Here is a 19964-nt window from a genome sequence, read left to right on the forward strand (position 1 = left end):
GTGCTGGCGCCAAAAAGGGCAGTGCACCGAAGTGCACCGCCCTAGTTGTGAAGCTGTCTAGCTAAGAGTGTTTAGCGACGTGAGCCGCGCGTGATCAGTCCATAGAGGAAGAGCACGAGTACCGAGCCGCCGATAGCGACGAGCCAGGTTTCAATTGAGAAGAATTCTTCGAGGCCAATGCCAAAGATGGCGCCTCCCACGAATCCTCCAACGAGAGCTCCTACTACACCGAGCAGGAGTGTTGCGAGCCAACCGCCGCCTTGGCGTCCGGGCAGAATAGCCTTAGCGATAGCGCCAGCGATCAATCCCAGTACGATCCAACCGATGATTCCCATTGTGTGTTCTCCAAACGGTGGTTACATGGTTTTCGTTGTGAAAACCAACAGAGAAGACTTAACCACGTGCCCCGTACGAGGGTCAAAGCAATACAGGTTGCTCACAGGTTTCACTCGGGTAGCGCACAGCAGTATTTTGAGACAGGCTAGAACTATGCAACACGAACATCCTTGGAGTAGATACGTCGCGATCGGCGACTCGTTCACCGAAGGCATCGGGGACCCCGAGCCTGACTCCCCCGGCGGCAATCGTGGCTGGGCAGACCGCGTGGCCGAAGTGCTTGGCTCGCGCAAAGAAGACTTCGCCTACGCGAATTTGGCGATCCGAGGCCGGCTACTCAATCAGATTGCTGGCGAGCAACTGGAGCCGGCCCTCGAACTGAAGCCTGACCTCATCAGCGTGTCTGCGGGCGGCAACGACATCATCCGCCCCGGTTCGGATGCCGACGAGGTTGCCGGCCGTGTAGACGAACTCGTTCGTCAGCTGCGCAGCGACGGCGCCACGGTCGTGCTCTTCACGGGGCCCGACATCGGGATGACCCCAGTTTTGAACCGAATGCGCGGCAAGGTAGCCATCTACAACGAGAACATCCGCGCCGTGGCTCAGCGCCATGACGCGATCGTGGCAGACATGTGGTCGCTGCGTGAACTGGGCGATCCGCGCATGTGGGCCCCCGATCGTTTGCACTTCTCGGCAGTGGGCCACCATACGGTTGCCCGGATGGTGCTGGATGCCATCAACGTCGAGAACGATCTCGAACCATTCCAGCCAGAGCCGCTCCCTCCGCGGCGGTGGCGTCAAGCGCGGGTAGAAGACATCGGTTGGGCTCGCGAGCACCTCGTGCCGTGGGTATTGCGTCGCGTTCGCCACCAGTCGTCGGGCGACAACATCACGGCTAAGCGCCCAGGCTTTTAGGTCACGCCAGCTCAGGCTCGTCTCCGGGGTTCGCTACCTGGTCAGCAGTCGCTGGATGCCCCGTGAACGCAGAAAAGGCCCTCACCTAGTGGTGAGGGCCTTTTCTATGAACTCAAGCGGCCGTTAGCCGCTGTAGCCGGTGCGTCCTGCTGCAGGGCAATCGAACGGATCGCCATCGGCGCTCAGCCCGACCTCATTGAGGTGGCGAATAACGATGCCATAAGACGTAAAGAGACCGACCTCGGTGTACTTGATGTCCTTGGTCTTGCAGTACTCCTTGACCATCTCTTGCGCGCGGCGCAGGTGGGGTCGGGGCATGGTCGGGAACAAGTGATGCTCGATCTGGTAGTTGAGGCCGCCCATGAAGTGGTTCATGAAGTGACCGCTACGGATGTTGCGACTCGTGAGTACCTGACGGCGAAGAAAATCGACCTTGGAGCCCTTGGGCAGGATCGGCATTCCCTTGTGGTTGGGCGCGAATGATGCGCCCATGTAGAGACCGAAGATTCCCATCTGCACTCCGAGGAAGGCAAAAGCCATTCCGAGGGGCAGGAAGCTGAATACGATTGCGAGGTAACCGATATTGCGAACGAGCAACAGCGTGATCTCGAGCCAACGCTTGTCGACCTTCTTCTTGAAGTTGAAAACTTCTTGGAAGGCGTGTGAATGAAGGTTGAAGCCCTCAAGCAACAGCGCAGGGAAGAACAGGTAGCCTTGGCGGTTAGCCATGAACTTGGTGAGTCCCTTGAGGCCGACAGCCTTTTCCTTCTGGAAAATGATGAAGTCGGTTTCAATGTCGGGGTCTTTATCGACAGTGTTGGGGTTCGCGTGGTGACGCGAGTGCTTGTTCATCCACCACGCGTAGCTAATGCCGACCACGAGGTCGGACATCAGCCGGCCGAGCGTGTCGTTGAGCTTGCTTGACTGGAAGACCTGGCGATGCGCCAACTCGTGAGTCAAGAATGCGTACTGCGTGAAGATGATGCCCATCGCCGCGGCGATGAGAAGGATGTACCACGTGCCGGCGAGCATCGCGAAGCCAACCCAAGCGCCAGCCATGGCGAGGGTGATGACGGCAAAAGTGGTGATGTAAAAGCGTTTGCTGCGACGTAGCAGGCCAGCCTCGCGCACAGTGCGCAAGAGGGCGGCGAAATCGCTCATCTGGCTACCCACGCCGCGGGGACCAGTTTTAATTACACGTACGGGATCGGCTGAGAGAGAACTACTCACGTGACCTCAGATATTTTCGAATGACTTCCCAGTCATGTGACAAGCGAGCAAGTGCTCCAGATGCACTCCATCTTATCGCGGCAGGCTGTGAGCGCCGTGTCTATTCGATAACTAAAACATTGCAGTCGGATTTGTCAGTCTCCACCAAGGCCCTGGATCGTCGATCTCGTCGCTCAAGACCAGCGGTACGCTAATCGTTTCGTTCCCGACCCGGAATTCCACGGTTCCTGCGCTCTCTCCCGCATCCGCAGTCCGCACAGTCGGCACATTCACGCTCATCGAAATCTCGTCTTCGCCCCACACGACGGCGCTGACTGTGGACGCTGAGACGGCGGACGCTTCGTCACCCCACGGCGTGTCATATTCGGCGAACTCTTCGTCAATGCTGGCGAGCGTCACTTCGGAGTAACCGGCAGTCGCATCCGCAATGAGTTCTTGGATCGCGGCGTTAATCGTGGGGTGGTCTGGACCGCCCACCACGGCGCCAACCAGCGTAATTACGGTGTCGCCAACGGAAACATCAGCCGAGAAGAGAAGGCACGACCAGCCCTCGTCTAGGGTTCCCGTCTTAATTCCATCTACTCCATCGATGCCGAGAAGTTTGTTGCTGTTGCTGACCGTACCGATGCCGGGGATTTCTGCAGTTGAGCTCGACACGATCTGTGCGATGACGGGGTTTGCGGTGGCCAACCGCGCGATCTCGGTCAGATCAGCAGCGGTGCTCCGATTGGTGTCTTGAATGCCCGATGCTTCGGTGAGCGTCGTGTCGGCCAGACCCTTGGTGTCTAGCCACGCCGCGGCCGCGGCAACGAACGCTTCTTCGGAGCCGAAAGCCCAGAGGGCCAGCGATTGAGCGTAGTTATTTGCTGAGGGGAGCAAAACGACAGTCAATACATCGCGTTGCGAGAGTTGTTGGCCGTTATAGACAGGGGCGACCGAACCGTACTGAGCGAGTTGGTCGTAGTAATAATCGACGTCCGTCTGACCAAAGGTGATGGTCGGTCCCGCTTCATCCGCAGCGAGTGGCTTGGCATCAAGAACGACCAGCGCCGTAATGATCTTCGTGATCGAGGCAATCGGTACAGCTTCTGCGCTCCCCGCCTGGGCCAAGACACCCGGGCGGTCGAGAGCGCCGATTGCTGAAGCGCCGTATTCCGGAAGGGTGATTTCGGGTACCGCTACCTCGGGGTCGGCTACGGGCACCACGCTCGCAGAGATCGCATCCAGTGGTGCTAGCAACGTCAGAGGCAGATAGAACGTTAACGAGAATGCAACGGCTACAGCGGAGAAAACGACGATGCGACGGCGACGGAAGATTTGGCGTTGAGTCAGCGGCACCGGATAACGCTAACAGGTGCGGGGCGGGCGAAACCTAGCGCACCCGAAGTGTGTACATCCCGACAGCACTCGCCGCGGCAACGTTGAGCGAATCGACCCCGTGCATCATTGGAATCTTCACGACGGTGTCGGCAGTTTCGATCGTGCTGCGCGAGAGGCCGTCGCCTTCCGTGCCGAGAATGAGAGCGACGCGCTTGGGCGCTGTCGCAGCAAAAGTATCGAGGTCAACCGAGTCGTCGTTGAGGGCGAGCGCGGCAAGATGGAAGCCTGCAGCCTTGAGCTCGGCGGCGTCTTCGGGCCAGTTCGGGATGCGCGTCCAGGGCACCTGCAGCACCGTGCCCATGCTCACGCGAACGCTGCGACGGTACAGGGGATCTGCGCAGCGGGGCGTGATCAGTACTGCGTCGGCGCCCAGAGCAGCCGCCGAGCGAAAGATCGCACCCACGTTGGTGTGGTCAACGATGTCTTCGAGAATGACGATCCGTCGTGCATCCTTCACCAGATCGGCAACCGTGGGCAGAACCGGCCGATGCATGGATGCCAAGGCCCCCCGATGCAGGTTGAAGCCGGTCAATTGCTCGAGCAAGTTTGATTCGCCCACATAGACCGGCGTATCGGAGTCTCCCAGCAGTTCAGCCACGTCGTCGAGCCACTGCTCAAGAACGAGGATCGCACGCGGCTGATGGCCGGCACGTAATGCACGTGCGATCACCTTCGATGACTCGGCGATGTAGAGACCGCCGGCGGGTTCGGTGCGACGACGCAGCGCGACATCCGTGAGGTTAGCGAAGTCGCTGAGGCGAGGATCGGAGAGATCGGTGACGCGGATGACGTTCACGGTGTGGTCCCAACTGTGCGGTTTCGCCATCAGGTGAATCTCTCATGGCGCTTATCGTGCTCGAAGTGCTTACGCTTGAAGTGTGAATACACTCCCGCTCAGCGACGATATTGATCGTGCTGCCGAGCTTCTTCAGGGCAAGCTCATTAGCGTACTCACTGGCGCTGGCATCAGCACCGATTCGGGCATACCCGATTATCGCGGTGAAGGCGCCGCTGTGCGCAATCCGATGACGTTCCAGCAGTTTCAGAGCTCGCCGGAATTTCGTCAACGGTATTGGGCGGGCAGTCACCTCGGCTGGAAGCGTTTCGCGGCCTCCACGCCCAACGATGGCCATGAGGCGCTTGCCGCATTCGAGCGCTTGGGCCTCAGCAACGGCATTGTCACTCAAAATGTCGACGGATTGCATTTGCGGGCAGGCTCTAAGCGCGTTGTCGACGTCCACGGCAGCATCGACCGAGCTCGATGCTTGCGTTGCGGTCAGTACTTTGCGCGTACTCCCCTGGCCGCCCGGATCTCCGAACTTAATCCGTGGCTTGAAGAGTCCGATTCCCACACTCTCAACCCTGACGGCGATGCTGACGTGCATAATGTCGATGACTTCATCGTTCCCGATTGCACGGTGTGCGGTGGGCTGTTGAAGCCGGATGTCGTCTTCTTTGGCGAGTTCGTGCCGACGCGAAAGTTCCAACTCGGTGCCGCGCTCGTAGATCAATCAGAGGCGATGATCGTCGCGGGGTCCTCTCTCGTGGTGAATTCCGGCATCCGCTTGGTCGAACGCGCAATGCGCAAGAAGATTCCGCTCGTGATTATCAATCGCGGAACCACAAAGGCCGATCGTCGAGCCGACGTTAAGATTGACGGTGGTGCTTCTGCGGTTCTCGGTGAACTCGTGGAACGGCTAGCCGCCTAGTAACCGGCGCATCTCAGCTCGCCCGCGCTGAGTCCTGCCTTTCGAATGGAGCGTTGTGTTCATTTACCTTGTGCGGCACGGAGAGACCGACTGGAATCTTCAGCGTCGCATTCAGGGCAGCACCGATATCCCGCTGAACGACACTGGTCGTGCCCAGGCTCGAACCACCGGTGCCCTTCTCGCTCGCCGCCGATGGAACGGCATTTTCGCCAGCCCCTTGTCGCGTGCCATGGAGACAGCCGAGATCATCGCCGCCGAGGTGGGGCTGCCGGCGCCCGAGCCCATCGCTGCTGTTGTCGAACGCAACTACGGGGTTGCCGAGGGGCGCACTGCCGAGGAGATCGATGCCATTTATTCGGCGGATGTCGAAGTCCCGGGTCGAGAATCGCGAGAGTCTGTGGTCGAGAGAGTTCTTCCCGCGCTCGTGTCGCTCGCTGAAGAGCACCACGGCGAGTCGATCATCGTGGTTGCCCACGGAGGCGTCATTGCTGCTGTTCTCGCCGCAGTCGCTCCCGATCACTCTCATGGTCGGATCGCGAACGGCTCGGTGCACAGTTTCCGTCACGACGACGGATCTCTGACCTTGGTGGACTTCGATGATCCCATCGAAGAAGAGTCAGAGCGCCAGGGTGGCGAAGACTTCGCTGCTCAGAACGCTCTCGCTCGGCGCGAAAGTACTCTTTAGTGGTTCATGCTCGCTAGCGCTTCTTCTTTGCGCCACGAGCAGCGACAGCATCTTCAAGGGCCGTATACAGCGTTGCCGCGCCCTTCTCCCACGTGAATTCGGCCGACCGCTCGCGCGCCGCGGTGGAGCGTGCCTGCCAGGTTGCGGGGTCTTCGAGAGCTTTCACCTCGCGTACCAGTTCGGAAGGGTCATCCGGGCTGAAGAATCCCCCGGCCGGGCCGGAGATTTCGCGGAAGATTTCTGTGTCGCTGACCAATACGGGAGTTCCGAGAACCATCGCCTCGACCTGGGGCAGGCCGAAGCCTTCGTCGCGGGATGCAGTGACCAAAGCGGTCGCGCGAGATAGCGTCTCGGTGTAGACCTCGTCGCTTGCACCGTTATGGAAGACGAGGCTGTCGGCGGGCGCCAAAGCAGTGAGCTCTGCTCTGTTGGCGTCATCGACCCGGCTCATCAGGTGCAGGGTGTAGCCCGGAAGCTCATGGAGCGCGCGGGCGATTAGACCGACGTTTTTGTACGGCATGTACGAGCCCATGTAGACGAGTTCACGTGTGGTCGGTGCGCTACGAGGGGCGTACTCCCCCGGACTATCCGTGCCGAGCGTCACCACCGAAATGGGATTGCGAGTGAGCTTGTGCTCGAGCATCTGATTGCGCGTGGTGTCGGAGTCGGAGACGTGTCCATCTGCCGTGTTCAAGAGGGCGCGTTGGAACGCCCAGGTCAAGTGGTAGAGGCGCCACATGACGCGCACGGCCGCGGGCAAATTGCGGGGTGGTGTGGGGTGCTTGTAGTAGATGAGGTCGTGCACCGTGGTGACGAGCGCATACTTACGGCCAAATGGCCCCATGGTCTGCATCGGAGTGAAGACCACATCCGGTTTAAGTTTGTTCACCTGAAGCGCCACGAAAGGTTCAAGGATGCCGGTGGGAGACGATGCCATCTCCCACGGAAGATCAGGCAGCAGCTCAAGCTGGCGCTTGTCAGAGATAAGCATTGTCACCGGGTGGACCTTGCTTATCTCTTCGACGAGGCGTGAGCCGTAGCGGCTGATCCCATCGTGGCGGCCGATGCGCGTGTAACGGCAGTCAAAAACGATCTTCATGAGTGGGGCTCCGCAACTGTTCCTGCGCCGAGGAACGAGACGATGAGTTCGGCAGCTTCGCGCGGCCGCTCATAGTGGATGAGATGGCCGACGTTGTCGAAAATTTCGAGCTGAGAGTCGGCGAACAGTGTGTGCAGTCGCTCTTGGGCGGGAACGGGACTGATCGGATCGTTACGCGCGCCAATCAGGAGTGTGGGCACCGTGATGCTCTCGGCAAACATGCTGACATCCGAACCGATCGAGGCTTCGAAAGCTTCGAGCAGGCTGTCGCGATTGGCGTAGCTGCTGAAGTGAGCATGATGCTGCTGATGCACCCAGCGGCGCAGCTCAGGGTTGTGGGTCTTGACCATGGCGAGACTCATCACGCGGACGACCAGCCAATTGCTGAGCAGCGGCGCGCCAATGGCGAGCGGCAGGGCGCGAGCAGCCTGGTAAAACCAGAGCGTGATCTTGCTGAGCACACCATTGGGCCCCGAGAGCGCTGGTGCAGCAATGGGATTCACCAGAATGAGTCGGGGCGTAGTGAGGCCGCGTGCGAGTGCAGCAGACACGACAATCGACCCGAACGAGTGCCCCAGAATGTATGCCCGGCCGCTGAGCCCGAGTTGTCCTACGAACGCGTCGAGCCACATCGCGTAGCCCGCGATGTCATGAACGTGCCCGGTGAGCGGTTCGGACTCGCCAAAACCCGGAAGGTCAGGGCTGACGATGCGGATGCCGCGAAGGTGGGCGCAGACAGCCTCAAGACCGTGGTGGTCGCCCCGAAACCCGTGGACCAGCACCACAACGGTGTCGGCATCTGCAGGGCCGTACTCCCAGTAATGGGTGGATGACCCCAGCACGGCTATTTCGGAGTGCTTCGCCGGTGTGGCGTCGAGCAGTGCTCCATACGGCGATGCGGGCTTCATTCAGACAATTCTATGTAGTGCGGCGACGGTTGGCGGCATTGAGCATATCGGGGGTGCTGCGGAGTAGTGATCGGCTAGCCGCTTCCCCGCGGAGTGCCGCGAGCCGAGTTCCCGGTGTCAGTGTCGCGCTCTACGCTAAGTGCATGAGCAACTCCGGCACGTTAGCCACCTTTGATCTTGAAACCACCGGCGTCGATGTCGAAACCAGTCGTATCGTCTCGGCCTGCATCGCGATCGTCGATGCCTCTGGCGCTGTCGTATCGCGGTGGGATTGGCTCGCTGATCCCGGCATCGAGATTCCGGAGGGTGCGGCGGCAATTCACGGAATTTCGACCGCACGAGCTCAAACGGAAGGCCGCCAGGCATCCTTGGTCGTCGCGGAGATCGTGCAAACCCTTAAGGTGACCTGTGCTCTCGGAATCCCGCTGGTTGTCTATAACGCTCCTTATGACCTGTCGCTGCTTGACCGCGAATGTCGTCGGTACTCGCTTGATAGCCTCGCTGAGCCGTACATCGTGATCGACCCGCTCGTGATTGACAAAGCGGTCGACCGCTACCGTCGCGGCAAGCGCACGCTCGAAGTCACGTCCGCGCTGTACGGCGTCGAACTCGACGATGCGCACGATGCTGGGGCGGATGCCATCGCAGCGGCACGCGTCGCGCAGGCACTCCTCGCCAAGTACGGTGACCAGCTCAGCATTCCGTTCGGAGAACTGCATTCGCAGCAGCAGCGCTGGTACGCCGATCAGGCCGCCAGTTTTCAGGACTACATGCGCTCGTCCAAGGGTGATCACAGTTTTGTGGCTAACCCGGACTGGCCTGTGCGTTCACTCCCCCAGTAGCCGCCCGGCTCATTGCGTCGAAGTGCGCAGCGCCCTCGGGTGCTGCGCACTTGCCGTTGGGGCGGAGAGCATTGTGCAGTCCGCCACGTTAACGACTGAAGGCGACCGGATATCCGGTCGCCTTCAGGGAAAACTGGCTGCTACTAGTTGCCGAAGCCCTTGTAGCGGTTCTTGAACTTCTCAACGCGGCCGGCGGAGTCCATGATGCGCTGCTTACCGGTGTAGAAGGGGTGCGATTCCGACGAGATTTCAACGTCAATCACCGGGTAGGTGTTGCCGTCTTCCCACTCGATCGTCTTTTCGCTCGACACGGTCGAACGGGTAAGGAACGTGGAACCAGACGCGAGGTCGCGGAAAACGATGGGCGCGTACGTGGGGTGGATCTCGGACTTCATTGGATTTCCCTGGATTCTGGATGAAAAAAGACGTAGGCGGTCACGCGGACCGACACACAAGCCTATCAGAGGATTAGGCGGCTCGTGCGGTGTAGCGGCCGGCGTCTTTCGTGATGATGAGTTCGAGGCCGAATGCGGCGCTCAAGTTCTCTGATGTAACAACGTCGTCGATTCTACCGGCGCTGTGCACAGATCCTTCGGTCAAAACCAGCGCGTGAGTAAATCCACGGGGAATCTCCTCAACGTGGTGCGTGACCATAACAATTGCTGGCGCGGTCTCCGCTTGCGCATAACCGCTCAACAATTGAACGAGTTCTTCCCGTGCACCGAGGTCAAGACTTGCTGCTGGCTCATCGAGAAGAAGAATTTCTGGGTCGGTCATGACTGAGCGCGCGATTTGAACTCGCTTTTGCTCACCATCGCTGAGGTCGCCGAAGCGACGTTCTTCGAGGTGCGAAAGGCTCCATTCGGCGAGTACTCGGCGCGCGCGACGAATGTCGACGCTTTCGTATTCCTCATTCCAGCGCCCCGTCACCGAATACGCCGCAGTAAGCACGACGTCGATAACGCGTTCGTTGCTGGGCACGCGGCGGGCAAGCGCGGTCGACGAAAAACCAATGCGCGGGCGCACATCGAACACGTCAGTAGAGCCGAGCGTGCTGTCGAGGACGGTGACATCACCCGAGCTGGGATGAATCTGCGCCGCAGCGATTTGGAGCAGCGTTGTCTTGCCTGCACCGTTGGGACCGAGTATCACCCACCGGTCGGAAGCGTCCGCGCTCCAAGAAACGGAGTCGAGGATCGTGTTGCCACTACGCGTGACGGTGACGTCGGTGAATGAAAGAACGCTAGCCATGATGTGTTCATCCTATTGCTTCGCAGGCTTCTATGGGCGAGGCGCGAAGGGCGATCCCGATAGTCTGACGAGTAAAGCGGTGGGGTGACGAACCTCGCGGCAGTAATCGTCGTTAGAAGGAGCCTCGTTGTGGCACAGTTTCTCGTTGTTTTCGATGTCGACTCGACGCTCATCGAGAATGAAGTTATCGAACTCCTCGCCGCTCGCGCAGGCTCCGAACCAGAAGTTACCGAAATTACCGCGCGCGCCATGAACGGCGAACTCGATTTCGAGCAGAGCCTCCGAGCGCGCGTCGCAACGCTCGCGGGGCTCCAGGAGAGTGTCATCGCCGAGTGTGCTCGCGACATCCGGGTCACCAATGGCGCCACCGAACTTATTGCTGGAGTGAAGGATGCCGGAGGCCGCGTTGCCGCAGTTTCGGGTGGCTTCCATGAGCTTCTTGATCCCCTCGCAACCACGCTCGGGTTGGACTACGCCCGAGCGAACCGACTCGAGATAGTCGATGGTGCACTGACCGGGGCGGTTCTCGGTCCCGTCATCGATGCGCAAGCCAAAGCCGATGCACTGCGCGAGTGGGTCGCCGATTCAGGCATTCCGCTCTCGCGAACCATTGCCGTCGGCGACGGCGCCAATGATCTCCGCATGATGGAGGTTGCAGGGCTGTCTGTCGGCATCACCGCGAAACCGATCGTGCGCGCCAACGCCGACGTACACATCGACATTCGCGATCTCAGCGCCGTTCTGCCGCTATTGGGATTGCGCAGCTAGCGTGCATCCGAGGTCGCCCAGTGCTGGGCAGCTGCCCAGCAGGCGTGTGGGCTAGTGGCCCATGCCGAGGCCGCCATCGACTGGGATAACCGCGCCCGAGATGTAGCCGGCGTCATCGCTGGCCAACCACGTGATTGCTTTCGCAACTTCAGCCGGCTGGGCAAAGCGGTTCGCGGGAATCTGCTTGAGGTACGCCTCCTGCTGCTCTGTCGCGAGAGCGGCTGTCATGTCAGTTTCAATGAAACCGGGAGCAACCACGTTGGCGGTGATTCCGCGGCTACCCAACTCACGAGTGAGCGAGCGAGCGAGCCCGATCAGACCGCTCTTCGATGCGGAGTAGTTCACTTGGCCCGCCGAGCCCAAGAGGCCGACAACGCTCGACACAAGGATGACGCGCCCGAAGCGCGCTTTCATCATGCCCTTTGAAGCCCGCTTGACCACGCGGAAGGCTCCGGAGAGGTTGGTGTTGAGTACGTCGGTGAAGTCCTCGTCACTCATGCGCATCAACAGCATGTCGCGGGTGATGCCGGCGTTGGCGACAACGATTTCGACTGGGCCGAGCTTGGCTTCAACCTCGGTGAAGGCGGCATCAATGCTTGTAGCGTCGGTGACATCCGCGGTGACCGTAAGGGTTCCTTCGGGGCCGGTGCCCGAGCGCGCAGTCACGGCTACGCGGTAGCCCTGAGCCACAAATTCTTCGGCGATGGCCCGGCCGATGCCGCGATTGCCGCCGGTGACGAGAACGATTCGTGATTCAGTTGCTGTGGTGCTCATAGTTCCCAGCATATAGTCGCCGAGGGCGGCGTAGGCTTAGGGGTACAACCTCGGCAACCGAAGAAAGCCAATGAACACTCCTGAGTCGATCACGTCCCTCCCTGAGCGGCCGGATGATGAGCGTCGTCGCCGCGTCATCAACTACTCCATAGCCATGGCGATTCGCGTCGTCTGCGTGTTGCTGTGTGTGTTCGTGCGCGGCTGGTGGCTCGTGCTGCCGATTCTTGGTGCAGTGGTCTTGCCGTATGTCGCGGTCGTCCTCGCGAACGTCGAGACACGTCGTTCGGGCACCGTGAGCGCGCCAGGGCAGTTTGCTCTCGAGTCGCGTGATTCTTTCCTTGCTCATGGATCGGATGAGGCTGCTCGGTGATCGGAGAGAGTGGCCCGAGCACGCAACAGTGCTCGCGCGCTGGCTGCACTGCGCCAGCGCAGGTCAACGTCAACTGGCGTAACCCCCGTATTCACGGCCCCGAGCGTGTGAAGGTATGGCTCGCCTGCGCCGAACACGAAGAGTTTCTTCGTGACTATCTCGCAAGCCGGGGGTTCCCCGTTCTGGTGAGCGATCTCGACTCCCCCGTCAGCATGGTTCCGGATGGCGGTGCTGCGTGAGTAAATGGCGTTTCGTGCTTTCAAGTCGCTGGTTCGGCTACCTCACGCTTGTGATTGTGTTCGCAATTGGTTGCGTTTTTCTCTCACATTGGCAGTTTGATCGCCGCGAAGAGGCCGCTACTGAAGTAGCTCGCGTCAGTGAAAACTGGGAATCCGCTCCGCGATCCCTTGACTCAGTGATGCCTGAGCTCAACGAATTCGACGAAGACAATAAGTGGATGTCGGTCGCGGTGAGCGGCGAGTATCTCAGCGAGGAACAGCTCCTCGTCCGAGGTCGTCCGTACGGCGGACAGTCAGGATTCGAAGTTTTGGTGCCGCTGCAACTTGAGAGCGGCGAAATCATCATCGTCGATCGCGGCTGGGTGCCCTCGGGTAACAGCCAAGACGCTCCGGATTCGGTACCCGAAGCTCCGACGGGCACCGTCGATGTGGTCATCAGACTCAAGCCGAGTGAACCAACCGTATTCGGACGTTCAGCTCCTGAGGGCCAGATCGCAACCATTCACTTACCGGCGATCGCGGAGATCCTCGGCGACTCTACTTACACCGGCGCCTATGGGTTGCTCGCCACAGAGACACCTGCCGTCGACGTACGACCACTCGCCTACCCCAAACCGCTCCTCGACGAAGGTGCGCATCTGTCCTACGCATTCCAGTGGGTAGCGTTTGGCGTGCTCGCTTTTATCGGCCTGGGTTGGGCTGTGCGTCAGGAGTACCGCCTGATCAATGAAGACGACCCCGCTGAGCAGGAGCGCGCGAAGAAGCGTCGCCTCAAGTCAGAAAAGCGTGGCCCCACCGACGCGGAGATTGAAGACGCGTTGCTCGATTCTTAGGCCAGGCTGATGAGGTCTGCGTAGTCCTTGTTCCAGTGGTCTTCGATACCGTCGGGAAGAATCAAGACCCGCTCGGGGTTGAGGGCTTCGACAGCGCCCTCGTCGTGGCTGACCAAAACAACGGCACCGGTGTAATTCGCGAGGGCTCCGAGAATTTCTTCACGGCTCGCAGGGTCGAGGTTGTTAGTCGGCTCGTCGAGCAGCAATACGTTTGCGCCGCTCACGACGATCATGGCGAGAGCAAGTCGGGTCTTCTCTCCACCGGAGAGAACTCCAGCAGGCTTAGTCGCATCATCCCCGGTGAACAGGAATGAGCCAAGAACACGACGCGCTTCCATCTCGGTGATGTTGGGCGACGACGAAACCATGTTCTCAAGCACGGAGCGCTTGACGTCAATCGTTTCGTGCTCCTGCGCGTAGTAGCCAATTCGGAGTCCGTGACCGGGCTCGATGTGGCCAGTGTCCGGCAGATCTACCCCGGCCAGCATCCGAAGCAGAGTCGTCTTTCCGGCACCGTTGAAGCCCAAGATGACCACTTTCGAGCCACGGTCGATCGCGAGATCGACGGACGCGAAGATTTCGAGCGAGCCGTAGCTCTTGCTGAGGTTGTAACCCATGAGCGGCGTGCGACCGCACGGTGCTGGATCCGGGAAACGCAAAGCCGCGACACGGTCAGAGGCACGAACATCCTCAAGCCCGGCAAGCAGTTTCTCGGCGCGAGCCACCATCTGGTGAGCTGAGGCGGCTTTGGATGCTTTCGCACCGAAACGTGCGGCCTGCGCCTGGAGCGTTGACGCCTTCTTCTCGGCGTTGGCGCGTTCCTTCTTGCGACGCTCTTCGTCGGACTGGCGCTGGCGCAGGTAGTGCTTCCAGCCCATGTTGTACTGGTCAATCAATTGGCGGTTGGCATCGAGATAGAACACCTTGTTGACGGTGTCTTCCACCAGTTCAACATCGTGGCTAATCACGATCAAACCGCCGCTGAAGTTTTTGAGAAACTCGCGGAGCCACACAACTGAATCGGCGTCGAGGTGGTTTGTCGGCTCGTCGAGCAGCATGGTATCGGCGCCCGAGAACAGAATGCGCGCGAGTTCGATGCGGCGGCGCTGTCCACCCGAAAGCGTGGAGAGCGGCTGATCGAGGATGCGGTCAGGAAGGCTCAGGTTGCTCGCGATAGACGCGGCTTCGGCCTCGGCCGCGTAACCACCAAGCGCTAAGAAGCGGTCATCGAGCTTGCTGTACCGGTCCATCGCTGCGGCGCTGATCGCGGGATCGCTGCTGCCCATTTCGTCTTGAGCCTGACGCATCTTGAGAACGATGCTTCCCAGCCCACGCGCATCGAGAATACGGGTGCGGGCGAGATCTTCGGGGTTTCCCGAGCGTGGGTCCTGCGGCAAGTAGCCGATTTCACCCGTGCGTTCGATCTTGCCGTCGGTGGCTTCCAACTCCCCCGCGAGGGTTTTGGTCAGCGTGGTTTTGCCAGCACCGTTGCGCCCGACGAGCCCGATTTTGTCTCCACGGTCTACGCGAAAGTTGACGCCTTGCATCAGCATGCGTGCGCCTACGCGCAACTCGAGGTCATGCACAGCAAGCACGGCAAAACATCCAAATCTTGGGGGTTGGGGAAAGTGGGCGACAGCACCAACCAACTAGTCTACTTCCTAGCGCTGGTCGATCAGTGCACGAACGACGATTCAAAGGGAATGCCATGGCTAAGAGCGTGAGCGAGCGATTCTTCAAGCCGACGATGATCGATCTCATTTTCGGCCCGAGTCCCGCTTCCAGCGTCGTCTTCATCGCGGCTGCGGCCGGATTCACTGCGATCGCTGCGCAACTCGTTGTTCCCCTGAATCCCGTTCCGATTACGGCACAAACGCTCGCTGTGATGATCGTAGGGCTCAGCCTCGGAGCCACACGGGCGACCCTCGCCATGCTGCTTTACGCAGCGCTCGGGCTTAGTGGCCTCCCGGTATTCAGTAACGCTCAAGGCGGTGCCGATGTCGTTGCCGGTACCAGCGGCGGTTACATCATTGGTTACATCGCTGCGGCCTGGTTGATCGGCGCCCTCGCCGAACGGGGCTGGAACAAGACTTTCTGGCGAGCCGCTCTCGCCAGCGTCATCGGCAGTGTTGTCATCTATGCATTTGGAATGATGGGCATCGCGAGAGTGCTGTCAGAAGCCGGTGAAGACTTCAGCCTCGGCTATCTGTTTGCTATTGGCGTCGCACCGTTCACCCCTGGCGCCCTCATTAAAGTGACAATCGCCGCAGCGCTACTTTCGTTTACCTGGAAAGCAGTGCTGCAGCGACGACCACGTGCTGCAGAGTTTGTCTAGATTGAGAAGCCGAGGGCGCGCATCATGTCGCGGCCGTCGTCAGTGATCTTTTCGGGGCCCCATGGCGGCATCCACACCCAGTTGATGCGGAAGGCCTCGACGACGTTATCGAGAGATTGAGCGATTTGCTCCTCGATGACGTCGGTAAGTGGGCAGCCGGCTGAGGTCAGCGTCATGCTGATGATCAGGGCATTGTTTTCGGGATCCCAGCTGAGATCGTAAATGAGACCCAAGTCGACGATGTTGACACCAAGCTCGGGGTCAACAACGTCCTTGAGGGCTTCTTCGACTTCGTCGAAGAGCGCGGGAGCCAGAACGGTAGACATACGCTTAGGCTACGCTCGTGTCGGTCAAAAATCGATCGTAGCCCTCGTTCTCAAGGCGATCTGCAAGTTCCGGACCGCCCTCTTCGGCGACACGACCGTCAACGAACACGTGCACGAAGTCGGGCTTGATGTAGCGCAAGATGCGCGTGTAGTGCGTGATCAGCAGCAGGCCGAGTCCGGTCGCTTCCTGGGCACGATTCACGCCCTCCGAGACGATCTTCAATGCGTCGACATCGAGGCCGGAGTCGGTCTCGTCGAGAATCGCGAACCGCGGCTTGAGCAACTCAAGCTGAAGAATCTCGTGGCGCTTCTTTTCGCCACCGGAGAAACCTTCGTTTACGTTGCGGTCAGAGAAGGTCTTGTCCATACGGAGCGCCTTCATCGACCCGTTGACCTCTTTGATCCACGGACGAAGAGCAGGGGCTTCACCGGCGAGGGCGGTTTTAGCAGTGCGCAAGAAGTCGGCGACCTTGACGCCAGGAATCTCTACCGGGTACTGCATGGCCAAGAAAAGCCCAGCGCGGGCGCGCTCGTCGATGCTCATGTCGAGAACTTCAGCGCCGTCGAGAGTGATTGAGCCTCCCTCGACGTGGTACTTGGGGTGGCCAGCGATTGTGTAAGCGAGAGTCGACTTACCCGAGCCGTTGGGGCCCATGATGGCGTGGATTTCACCCTGCTTGATCTCAAGGTCGACACCGTTGAGGATCTGCTTTGTACCCTGCTCGGTTTCGACACTCACGTGCAGGTCTTTGACTGACAGTACTGACATTCGTTTTCTTTCCTTAATGGTCTCGTGTGGAGAGCTGTTAGCTCTCAATGGCGACGGTGTCTTCGGGGTCGATATGAACCCCTCCGTCGTCGTCGATCTTCACTACAAAGACCGGTACAGGTTCATAGGCAGGCAAACTCAGTGGTTTTCCCGTGTCGAGCGAGAAAAGCGAGCCATGGGCCCAGCATTCAATCGCTCCGTCTTCAACGAAGCCCTCGGCTAGGGAGATATCTCCGTGGGTGCAGGTGTCGCCAATGGCGTGTACCTCACCGGCGGAGTCCTTGACGATGCAGATTGCGGTGCCATCGAGCTCGACGCGGTAAGCCTTGTTGAGTTCAAGTTCTTCGACGCCGCAGACACGCTGAGCGGTCACGAGTGCGTTCCTTCCAGCTCAGACTCGATCGCAACAGTAAGTCGCGCTTCGAGTTCTTCGTCGCCAACCTTCTGAACGATCTCTGCGAGGAAGCCGATGACCACGAGGCGACGTGCTTCGGCCTCAGAGATTCCACGAGCCTGCAGATAGAACAGCTGTTCGTCGTCGAAGCGTCCGGTGGCGCTGGCGTGACCGGCTCCCTGGATGTCTCCGGTTTCGATTTCGAGGTTCGGGATCGAGTCAGCGCGCGTGCCTTCGGTAAGAACCAGGTTTCGGTTCTGCTCGTAGCTGTCTGTGCCAGCACCGTCGCGACCGATCAAGACATCACCGACCCACACCGTGCGTGCGCCGTCGCCCTGGAGCGCGCCCTTGTAGTTGACGCGACCGCGAGTCTGGGCAGCCTGGTGGTGTAGATACACGCGCTGCTCGAGGTGCTGTCCCGCGTCAGCGAAGTACAGACCGTAGAGTTCGCCGTCGGCGCCCTCTCCTGACAGATGAACAGACGGGTTCACGCGAACAACTTTGCCGCCGAGCGACACGATCGTGTGCTTCAACGTGGCCGAGCGCCCCACCTGAACAAAGTGACTGGAGAGGTGGATGGCGTCAGCCGCCCAGTCCTGCACGCTCACGAAGTTCAAAGTCGCGCCCTCTTCGACTACGACCTCAACGTTCTCGCTCAGCAACGCTTCACCAGCAGATTCGATGATCACCGTGGTGTTGCTGTGAGGGCGAGCAGTAATAACCGTGTGCGCGCCGCGCGCAGCAGTACCGAGAGTCGAGCGCGAAATTCGCACTGTGCGGTGCTCTTCGCCCGTCAACGTAATTGCCAAAGCCTGTTCGAAGCTGCTCCACGCGTTAGCGGAAGCACGCTCTTCGGGCGCGCCAGCGGAAGCGACGCGAGAATCTTCGCGTGGAACCCACTCGATGGTGGCGCCGTCGACCGCGTCAGTAACGATGTCGTACGGCGAGCCGTCGAGGGCGTCGTCGATGAGTGGCTTGACGAGCTTGACGGGAGTGAGCTTCCACTCCGCTTCGAGTCCGTTGACCGCAGCGAAATCGTCGTGAGCGAATGACTTGGGGCGCTCCGAACGAGTCTGGACAGGAACAAAGCCTTTTTCGCTCGCGTCCCATCCGCCGTCGCTGTGAGCCTTAAATCCGTGTTGTTCTGGTGTAACGACGGTCATTTAGCCGACGGATCCTTCCATGCTCAGTTCAATGAGCTTATTGAGTTCGAAGGCGTACTCCATGGGCAGTTCGCGCGCGATGGGTTCGATGAAGCCGCGGACGATCATCGCCATAGCTTCGTCTTCTTCCATTCCGCGAGACTGCAGATAGAAGAGTTGCTCAGCGCTGACCTTCGAAACCGTAGCTTCATGACCGAGCTGTACGTCATCCACGCGGATGTCGATTGCCGGATACGTATCCGAGCGAGAAATGGTGTCGACTAGCAGTGCGTCGCAGCGAACGGTATTGGCCGAATGGTGGGCCTTCTCGTCCACGCGGACTTCTCCGCGGTAACCAGCGCGGCCGCCACCCCGTGCGACAGACTTCGAGACGATCGATGACGTTGTGTACGGCGCCATGTGAATCATCTTGGCGCCGGCATCTTGGTGCTGACCGGGGCCAGCGAATGCGACGGAAAGCGTTTCGCCCTTGGCGTGCTCCCCCACCAGGTAGATCGACGGGTATTTCATCGTCACCTTGGAGCCGATGTTGCCATCAATCCATTCCATGGTGGCGCCCTCGTGCGCGATAGCTCGTTTGGTCACGAGGTTGTACACGTTGTTGGACCAGTTTTGGATCGTCGTGTAGCGAACGCGGGCGTCCTTCTTGACGATGATCTCTACAACTGCGGAGTGCAGCGAGTCCGACTTGTAGATCGGCGCGGTGCAACCCTCGATGTAGTGAACGTAGGAACCCTCGTCAGCGATGATCAGGGTGCGCTCGAACTGGCCCATGTTCTCCGTGTTGATGCGGAAGTAAGCCTGAAGTGGAATCTCTACGTGCACGCCCTTAGGGACGTAGACGAACGAGCCCCCCGACCAGACGGCCGTGTTGAGAGCCGCGAACTTGTTATCGCCGGCCGGAATTACGGTTCCGAAGTACTCTTCGAAGAACTCGGGGTGCTCGCGCAGTGCCGTATCAGTGTCCATGAAGATAACGCCCTTGGCTTCGAGCTCGGCGTTGATCGAGTGGAATACGACTTCAGACTCGTACTGCGCAGCAACGCCGGAGACGAGGCGGTTGCGCTCGGCTTCCGGGATTCCCAGCTTCTCGTAGGTGTCGCGAATGTCTGCCGGAAGGTCTTCCCACGTTTGGGCTTGCTTCTCGGTAGAGCGCACGAAGTACTTGATGTTGTCAAAATCGATGCCCGATAGGTCGGCGCCCCACTTCGGCATGGGTTTGCGACCGAACAGCTCGAGGCCCTTAAGGCGCATCTTGAGCATAGATTCGGGTTCGTTTTTAAGTGTAGAGATGTCGCGAACGACCTCTTCGTTGATGCCCCGTCGCGCAGAGGCTCCCGCAACGTCGGAGTCAGCCCAGCCAAACTCATACTGGCCCAAGCCATTGAGTTCCGGACGATCAATCAGCACGTCGGACATTGGTACCTCTTTTCCTGCCCCTATCAACCAAGGTGGCTGCGTTGGCATTCCTTCGCACAGCACTTTGCCGGGAATATTTCGTGAGGTTCGCGTGCGCTGTGTCACAACACTGCGCGGGCGAACTTAGACTGAAACAGGACAAGCGGGAGATTATCCCGCTGTCAACATTGACTTCCCGGCGTGGGCTGTGTTCCTGAACGCAATCCATTCTACAGGCAG

At 59.6% G+C, this 19964-nt stretch carries 24 protein-coding genes; 9 read left to right on the forward strand and 15 right to left on the reverse strand.

The genetic code is table 11. The features are described 5' to 3' along the window. Window positions 1-71: 71 nt before the first annotated feature. A complete protein-coding gene (locus tag ACWTV3_RS01180; RefSeq protein ID WP_197105618.1) occupies window positions 72-335 on the reverse strand; it encodes a GlsB/YeaQ/YmgE family stress response membrane protein in 264 nt (87 codons plus the stop codon). A 154-nt stretch (window positions 336-489) separates the two neighbouring features. Between ACWTV3_RS01180 and ACWTV3_RS01185 the strand changes: the two genes are divergently transcribed. Further along, window positions 490-1251 (forward strand): SGNH/GDSL hydrolase family protein, encoded by a 762-nt coding sequence (locus ACWTV3_RS01185; RefSeq protein WP_498476478.1) that lies wholly within the window; start codon window positions 490-492, stop codon window positions 1249-1251. A 123-nt stretch (window positions 1252-1374) separates the two neighbouring features. Here the strand turns inward: ACWTV3_RS01185 and ACWTV3_RS01190 are convergent, their stop codons facing one another. The 3 genes from ACWTV3_RS01190 to ACWTV3_RS01200 all read right to left on the reverse strand — a co-directional run bounded on the left by ACWTV3_RS01190 (window position 1375) and on the right by ACWTV3_RS01200 (window position 4687). Further along, window positions 1375-2481 carry a fatty acid desaturase family protein gene (locus ACWTV3_RS01190; RefSeq protein WP_425355787.1) on the reverse strand — a complete coding sequence of 369 codons (1107 nt, stop codon included), beginning with the start codon at window positions 2479-2481 and terminating at the stop codon, window positions 1375-1377. Between the two features lie 111 nt (window positions 2482-2592). Beyond that, the gene (locus tag ACWTV3_RS01195) at window positions 2593-3819 is read right to left on the reverse strand and encodes a D-alanyl-D-alanine carboxypeptidase family protein (protein WP_498476479.1); all 1227 of its coding nucleotides are present in this window, start codon (window positions 3817-3819) and stop codon (window positions 2593-2595) included. Window positions 3820-3853: 34 nt separating this feature from the next. Further along, complete coding sequence (locus tag ACWTV3_RS01200; RefSeq protein ID WP_498476480.1) at window positions 3854-4687, reverse strand: TrmH family RNA methyltransferase; 834 nt, start codon at window positions 4685-4687, stop codon at window positions 3854-3856. Window positions 4688-4739: 52 nt separating this feature from the next. Here ACWTV3_RS01200 and ACWTV3_RS01205 point away from each other — a divergent pair, with 52 nt between their 5' ends. Then, entirely contained in the window at window positions 4740-5570 is an 831-nt protein-coding gene (locus ACWTV3_RS01205; RefSeq protein ID WP_341619950.1) for a Sir2 family NAD-dependent protein deacetylase, read from the forward strand. Between the two features lie 55 nt (window positions 5571-5625). Next, on the forward strand, window positions 5626-6255 hold the full coding sequence (locus ACWTV3_RS01210; protein WP_498476481.1) for a histidine phosphatase family protein: 630 nt from the start codon (window positions 5626-5628) through the stop codon (window positions 6253-6255). A 13-nt stretch (window positions 6256-6268) separates the two neighbouring features. Here ACWTV3_RS01210 and ACWTV3_RS01215 read toward each other — a convergent pair whose 3' ends face one another. Further along, complete coding sequence (locus tag ACWTV3_RS01215) at window positions 6269-7354, reverse strand: glycosyltransferase family 4 protein (protein ID WP_498476482.1); 1086 nt, start codon at window positions 7352-7354, stop codon at window positions 6269-6271. Beyond that, window positions 7351-8262: an alpha/beta fold hydrolase gene (locus ACWTV3_RS01220; protein WP_498476483.1), complete on the reverse strand. Its 912-nt coding sequence runs from the start codon at window positions 8260-8262 to the stop codon at window positions 7351-7353. Before ACWTV3_RS01220 ends, ACWTV3_RS01215 begins: the two co-directional genes overlap by 4 nt. A gap of 143 nt (window positions 8263-8405) precedes the next feature. Here ACWTV3_RS01220 and ACWTV3_RS01225 point away from each other — a divergent pair, with 143 nt between their 5' ends. After that, on the forward strand, window positions 8406-9104 hold the full coding sequence (locus tag ACWTV3_RS01225; RefSeq protein ID WP_498476484.1) for an exonuclease domain-containing protein: 699 nt from the start codon (window positions 8406-8408) through the stop codon (window positions 9102-9104). Between the two features lie 143 nt (window positions 9105-9247). On the opposite strand, the gene ACWTV3_RS01230 is transcribed toward ACWTV3_RS01225, so the two are convergent. Next, window positions 9248-9499 carry a type B 50S ribosomal protein L31 gene (locus ACWTV3_RS01230; RefSeq protein WP_498476485.1) on the reverse strand — a complete coding sequence of 84 codons (252 nt, stop codon included), beginning with the start codon at window positions 9497-9499 and terminating at the stop codon, window positions 9248-9250. 73 nt (window positions 9500-9572) lie between these two features. Then, on the reverse strand, window positions 9573-10355 hold the full coding sequence (locus tag ACWTV3_RS01235) for an ABC transporter ATP-binding protein (RefSeq protein WP_498476486.1): 783 nt from the start codon (window positions 10353-10355) through the stop codon (window positions 9573-9575). Window positions 10356-10484: 129 nt separating this feature from the next. Here ACWTV3_RS01235 and serB point away from each other — a divergent pair, with 129 nt between their 5' ends. Further along, entirely contained in the window at window positions 10485-11123 is a 639-nt protein-coding gene (serB, locus tag ACWTV3_RS01240; protein WP_498476487.1) for a phosphoserine phosphatase SerB, read from the forward strand. A 51-nt stretch (window positions 11124-11174) separates the two neighbouring features. On the opposite strand, the gene ACWTV3_RS01245 is transcribed toward serB, so the two are convergent. After that, window positions 11175-11897, reverse strand: a complete 723-nt coding sequence (locus ACWTV3_RS01245) for a beta-ketoacyl-ACP reductase (RefSeq protein WP_498476488.1) — start codon at window positions 11895-11897, stop codon at window positions 11175-11177. Between the two features lie 70 nt (window positions 11898-11967). On the opposite strand from ACWTV3_RS01245, the gene ACWTV3_RS01250 reads away from it, so the two are divergent. From ACWTV3_RS01250 to ACWTV3_RS01260, 3 genes are read left to right on the forward strand one after another with little or no spacing between them, the layout of a single operon-like run. Continuing rightward, window positions 11968-12267, forward strand: coding sequence for a DUF3099 domain-containing protein (locus ACWTV3_RS01250; protein WP_498476489.1), 300 nt, complete (start codon window positions 11968-11970; stop codon window positions 12265-12267). Continuing rightward, a complete protein-coding gene (locus tag ACWTV3_RS01255) occupies window positions 12264-12506 on the forward strand; it encodes a hypothetical protein (protein WP_100388994.1) in 243 nt (80 codons plus the stop codon). Before ACWTV3_RS01250 ends, ACWTV3_RS01255 begins: the two co-directional genes overlap by 4 nt. Next, entirely contained in the window at window positions 12503-13339 is an 837-nt protein-coding gene (locus ACWTV3_RS01260; protein ID WP_498476490.1) for an SURF1 family cytochrome oxidase biogenesis protein, read from the forward strand. The genes ACWTV3_RS01255 and ACWTV3_RS01260 overlap by 4 nt, the downstream gene beginning before the upstream one ends. Here the strand turns inward: ACWTV3_RS01260 and ACWTV3_RS01265 are convergent. Continuing rightward, the gene (locus ACWTV3_RS01265; RefSeq protein ID WP_100388992.1) at window positions 13336-14934 is read right to left on the reverse strand and encodes an ABC-F family ATP-binding cassette domain-containing protein; all 1599 of its coding nucleotides are present in this window, start codon (window positions 14932-14934) and stop codon (window positions 13336-13338) included. The genes ACWTV3_RS01260 and ACWTV3_RS01265 overlap by 4 nt on opposite strands. 113 nt (window positions 14935-15047) lie before the next feature. On the opposite strand from ACWTV3_RS01265, the gene ACWTV3_RS01270 reads away from it, so the two are divergent. Then, window positions 15048-15674 (forward strand): biotin transporter BioY, encoded by a 627-nt coding sequence (locus ACWTV3_RS01270; RefSeq protein ID WP_498476491.1) that lies wholly within the window; start codon window positions 15048-15050, stop codon window positions 15672-15674. Here ACWTV3_RS01270 and ACWTV3_RS01275 read toward each other — a convergent pair. Genes ACWTV3_RS01275 through sufB form a run of 5 tightly spaced genes read right to left on the reverse strand, consistent with a single transcriptional unit; the run spans window position 15671 to window position 19745 of the window. Beyond that, window positions 15671-16000: a metal-sulfur cluster assembly factor gene (locus ACWTV3_RS01275; protein ID WP_100388990.1), complete on the reverse strand. Its 330-nt coding sequence runs from the start codon at window positions 15998-16000 to the stop codon at window positions 15671-15673. The two genes, ACWTV3_RS01270 and ACWTV3_RS01275, sit on opposite strands and share 4 nt — an antisense overlap. Window positions 16001-16004: 4 nt before the next feature. Further along, complete coding sequence (gene sufC, locus ACWTV3_RS01280) at window positions 16005-16769, reverse strand: Fe-S cluster assembly ATPase SufC (RefSeq protein ID WP_498476492.1); 765 nt, start codon at window positions 16767-16769, stop codon at window positions 16005-16007. A gap of 37 nt (window positions 16770-16806) precedes the next feature. After that, window positions 16807-17142, reverse strand: coding sequence for a non-heme iron oxygenase ferredoxin subunit (locus tag ACWTV3_RS01285; protein WP_498476493.1), 336 nt, complete (start codon window positions 17140-17142; stop codon window positions 16807-16809). Next, window positions 17139-18326, reverse strand: a complete 1188-nt coding sequence (gene sufD, locus ACWTV3_RS01290) for a Fe-S cluster assembly protein SufD (RefSeq protein ID WP_498476494.1) — start codon at window positions 18324-18326, stop codon at window positions 17139-17141. The genes ACWTV3_RS01285 and sufD overlap by 4 nt, the downstream gene beginning before the upstream one ends. Next, window positions 18327-19745 (reverse strand): Fe-S cluster assembly protein SufB, encoded by a 1419-nt coding sequence (gene sufB / locus ACWTV3_RS01295; protein ID WP_339620503.1) that lies wholly within the window; start codon window positions 19743-19745, stop codon window positions 18327-18329. It lies immediately after the preceding gene. Window positions 19746-19964: the final 219 nt, after the last annotated feature.

The sequence above is a fragment of the Salinibacterium sp. AL4.1 genome (assembly GCF_059767305.1).

What these genes read in the sequence shown, in the direction of transcription:
- ACWTV3_RS01180 (WP_197105618.1), bottom strand. Translation starts at nt 335, where the DNA reads ATGGGAATCATCGGTTGGATCGTACTGGGATTGATCGCTGGCGCTATC.
- ACWTV3_RS01235 (WP_498476486.1), bottom strand. Translation starts at nt 10,355, where the DNA reads ATGGCTAGCGTTCTTTCATTCACCGACGTCACCGTCACGCGTAGTGGC.
- ACWTV3_RS01220 (WP_498476483.1), bottom strand. Translation starts at nt 8,262, where the DNA reads ATGAAGCCCGCATCGCCGTATGGAGCACTGCTCGACGCCACACCGGCG.
- ACWTV3_RS01200 (WP_498476480.1), bottom strand. Translation starts at nt 4,687, where the DNA reads ATGGCGAAACCGCACAGTTGGGACCACACCGTGAACGTCATCCGCGTC.
- ACWTV3_RS01185 (WP_498476478.1), top strand. Translation starts at nt 490, where the DNA reads ATGCAACACGAACATCCTTGGAGTAGATACGTCGCGATCGGCGACTCG.
- sufD (WP_498476494.1), bottom strand. Translation starts at nt 18,326, where the DNA reads ATGACCGTCGTTACACCAGAACAACACGGATTTAAGGCTCACAGCGAC.
- sufC (WP_498476492.1), bottom strand. Translation starts at nt 16,769, where the DNA reads ATGTCAGTACTGTCAGTCAAAGACCTGCACGTGAGTGTCGAAACCGAG.
- ACWTV3_RS01270 (WP_498476491.1), top strand. Translation starts at nt 15,048, where the DNA reads ATGGCTAAGAGCGTGAGCGAGCGATTCTTCAAGCCGACGATGATCGAT.
- ACWTV3_RS01215 (WP_498476482.1), bottom strand. Translation starts at nt 7,354, where the DNA reads ATGAAGATCGTTTTTGACTGCCGTTACACGCGCATCGGCCGCCACGAT.
- ACWTV3_RS01230 (WP_498476485.1), bottom strand. Translation starts at nt 9,499, where the DNA reads ATGAAGTCCGAGATCCACCCCACGTACGCGCCCATCGTTTTCCGCGAC.
- ACWTV3_RS01225 (WP_498476484.1), top strand. Translation starts at nt 8,406, where the DNA reads ATGAGCAACTCCGGCACGTTAGCCACCTTTGATCTTGAAACCACCGGC.
- ACWTV3_RS01250 (WP_498476489.1), top strand. Translation starts at nt 11,968, where the DNA reads ATGAACACTCCTGAGTCGATCACGTCCCTCCCTGAGCGGCCGGATGAT.
- sufB (WP_339620503.1), bottom strand. Translation starts at nt 19,745, where the DNA reads ATGTCCGACGTGCTGATTGATCGTCCGGAACTCAATGGCTTGGGCCAG.
- ACWTV3_RS01245 (WP_498476488.1), bottom strand. Translation starts at nt 11,897, where the DNA reads ATGAGCACCACAGCAACTGAATCACGAATCGTTCTCGTCACCGGCGGC.
- ACWTV3_RS01275 (WP_100388990.1), bottom strand. Translation starts at nt 16,000, where the DNA reads ATGTCTACCGTTCTGGCTCCCGCGCTCTTCGACGAAGTCGAAGAAGCC.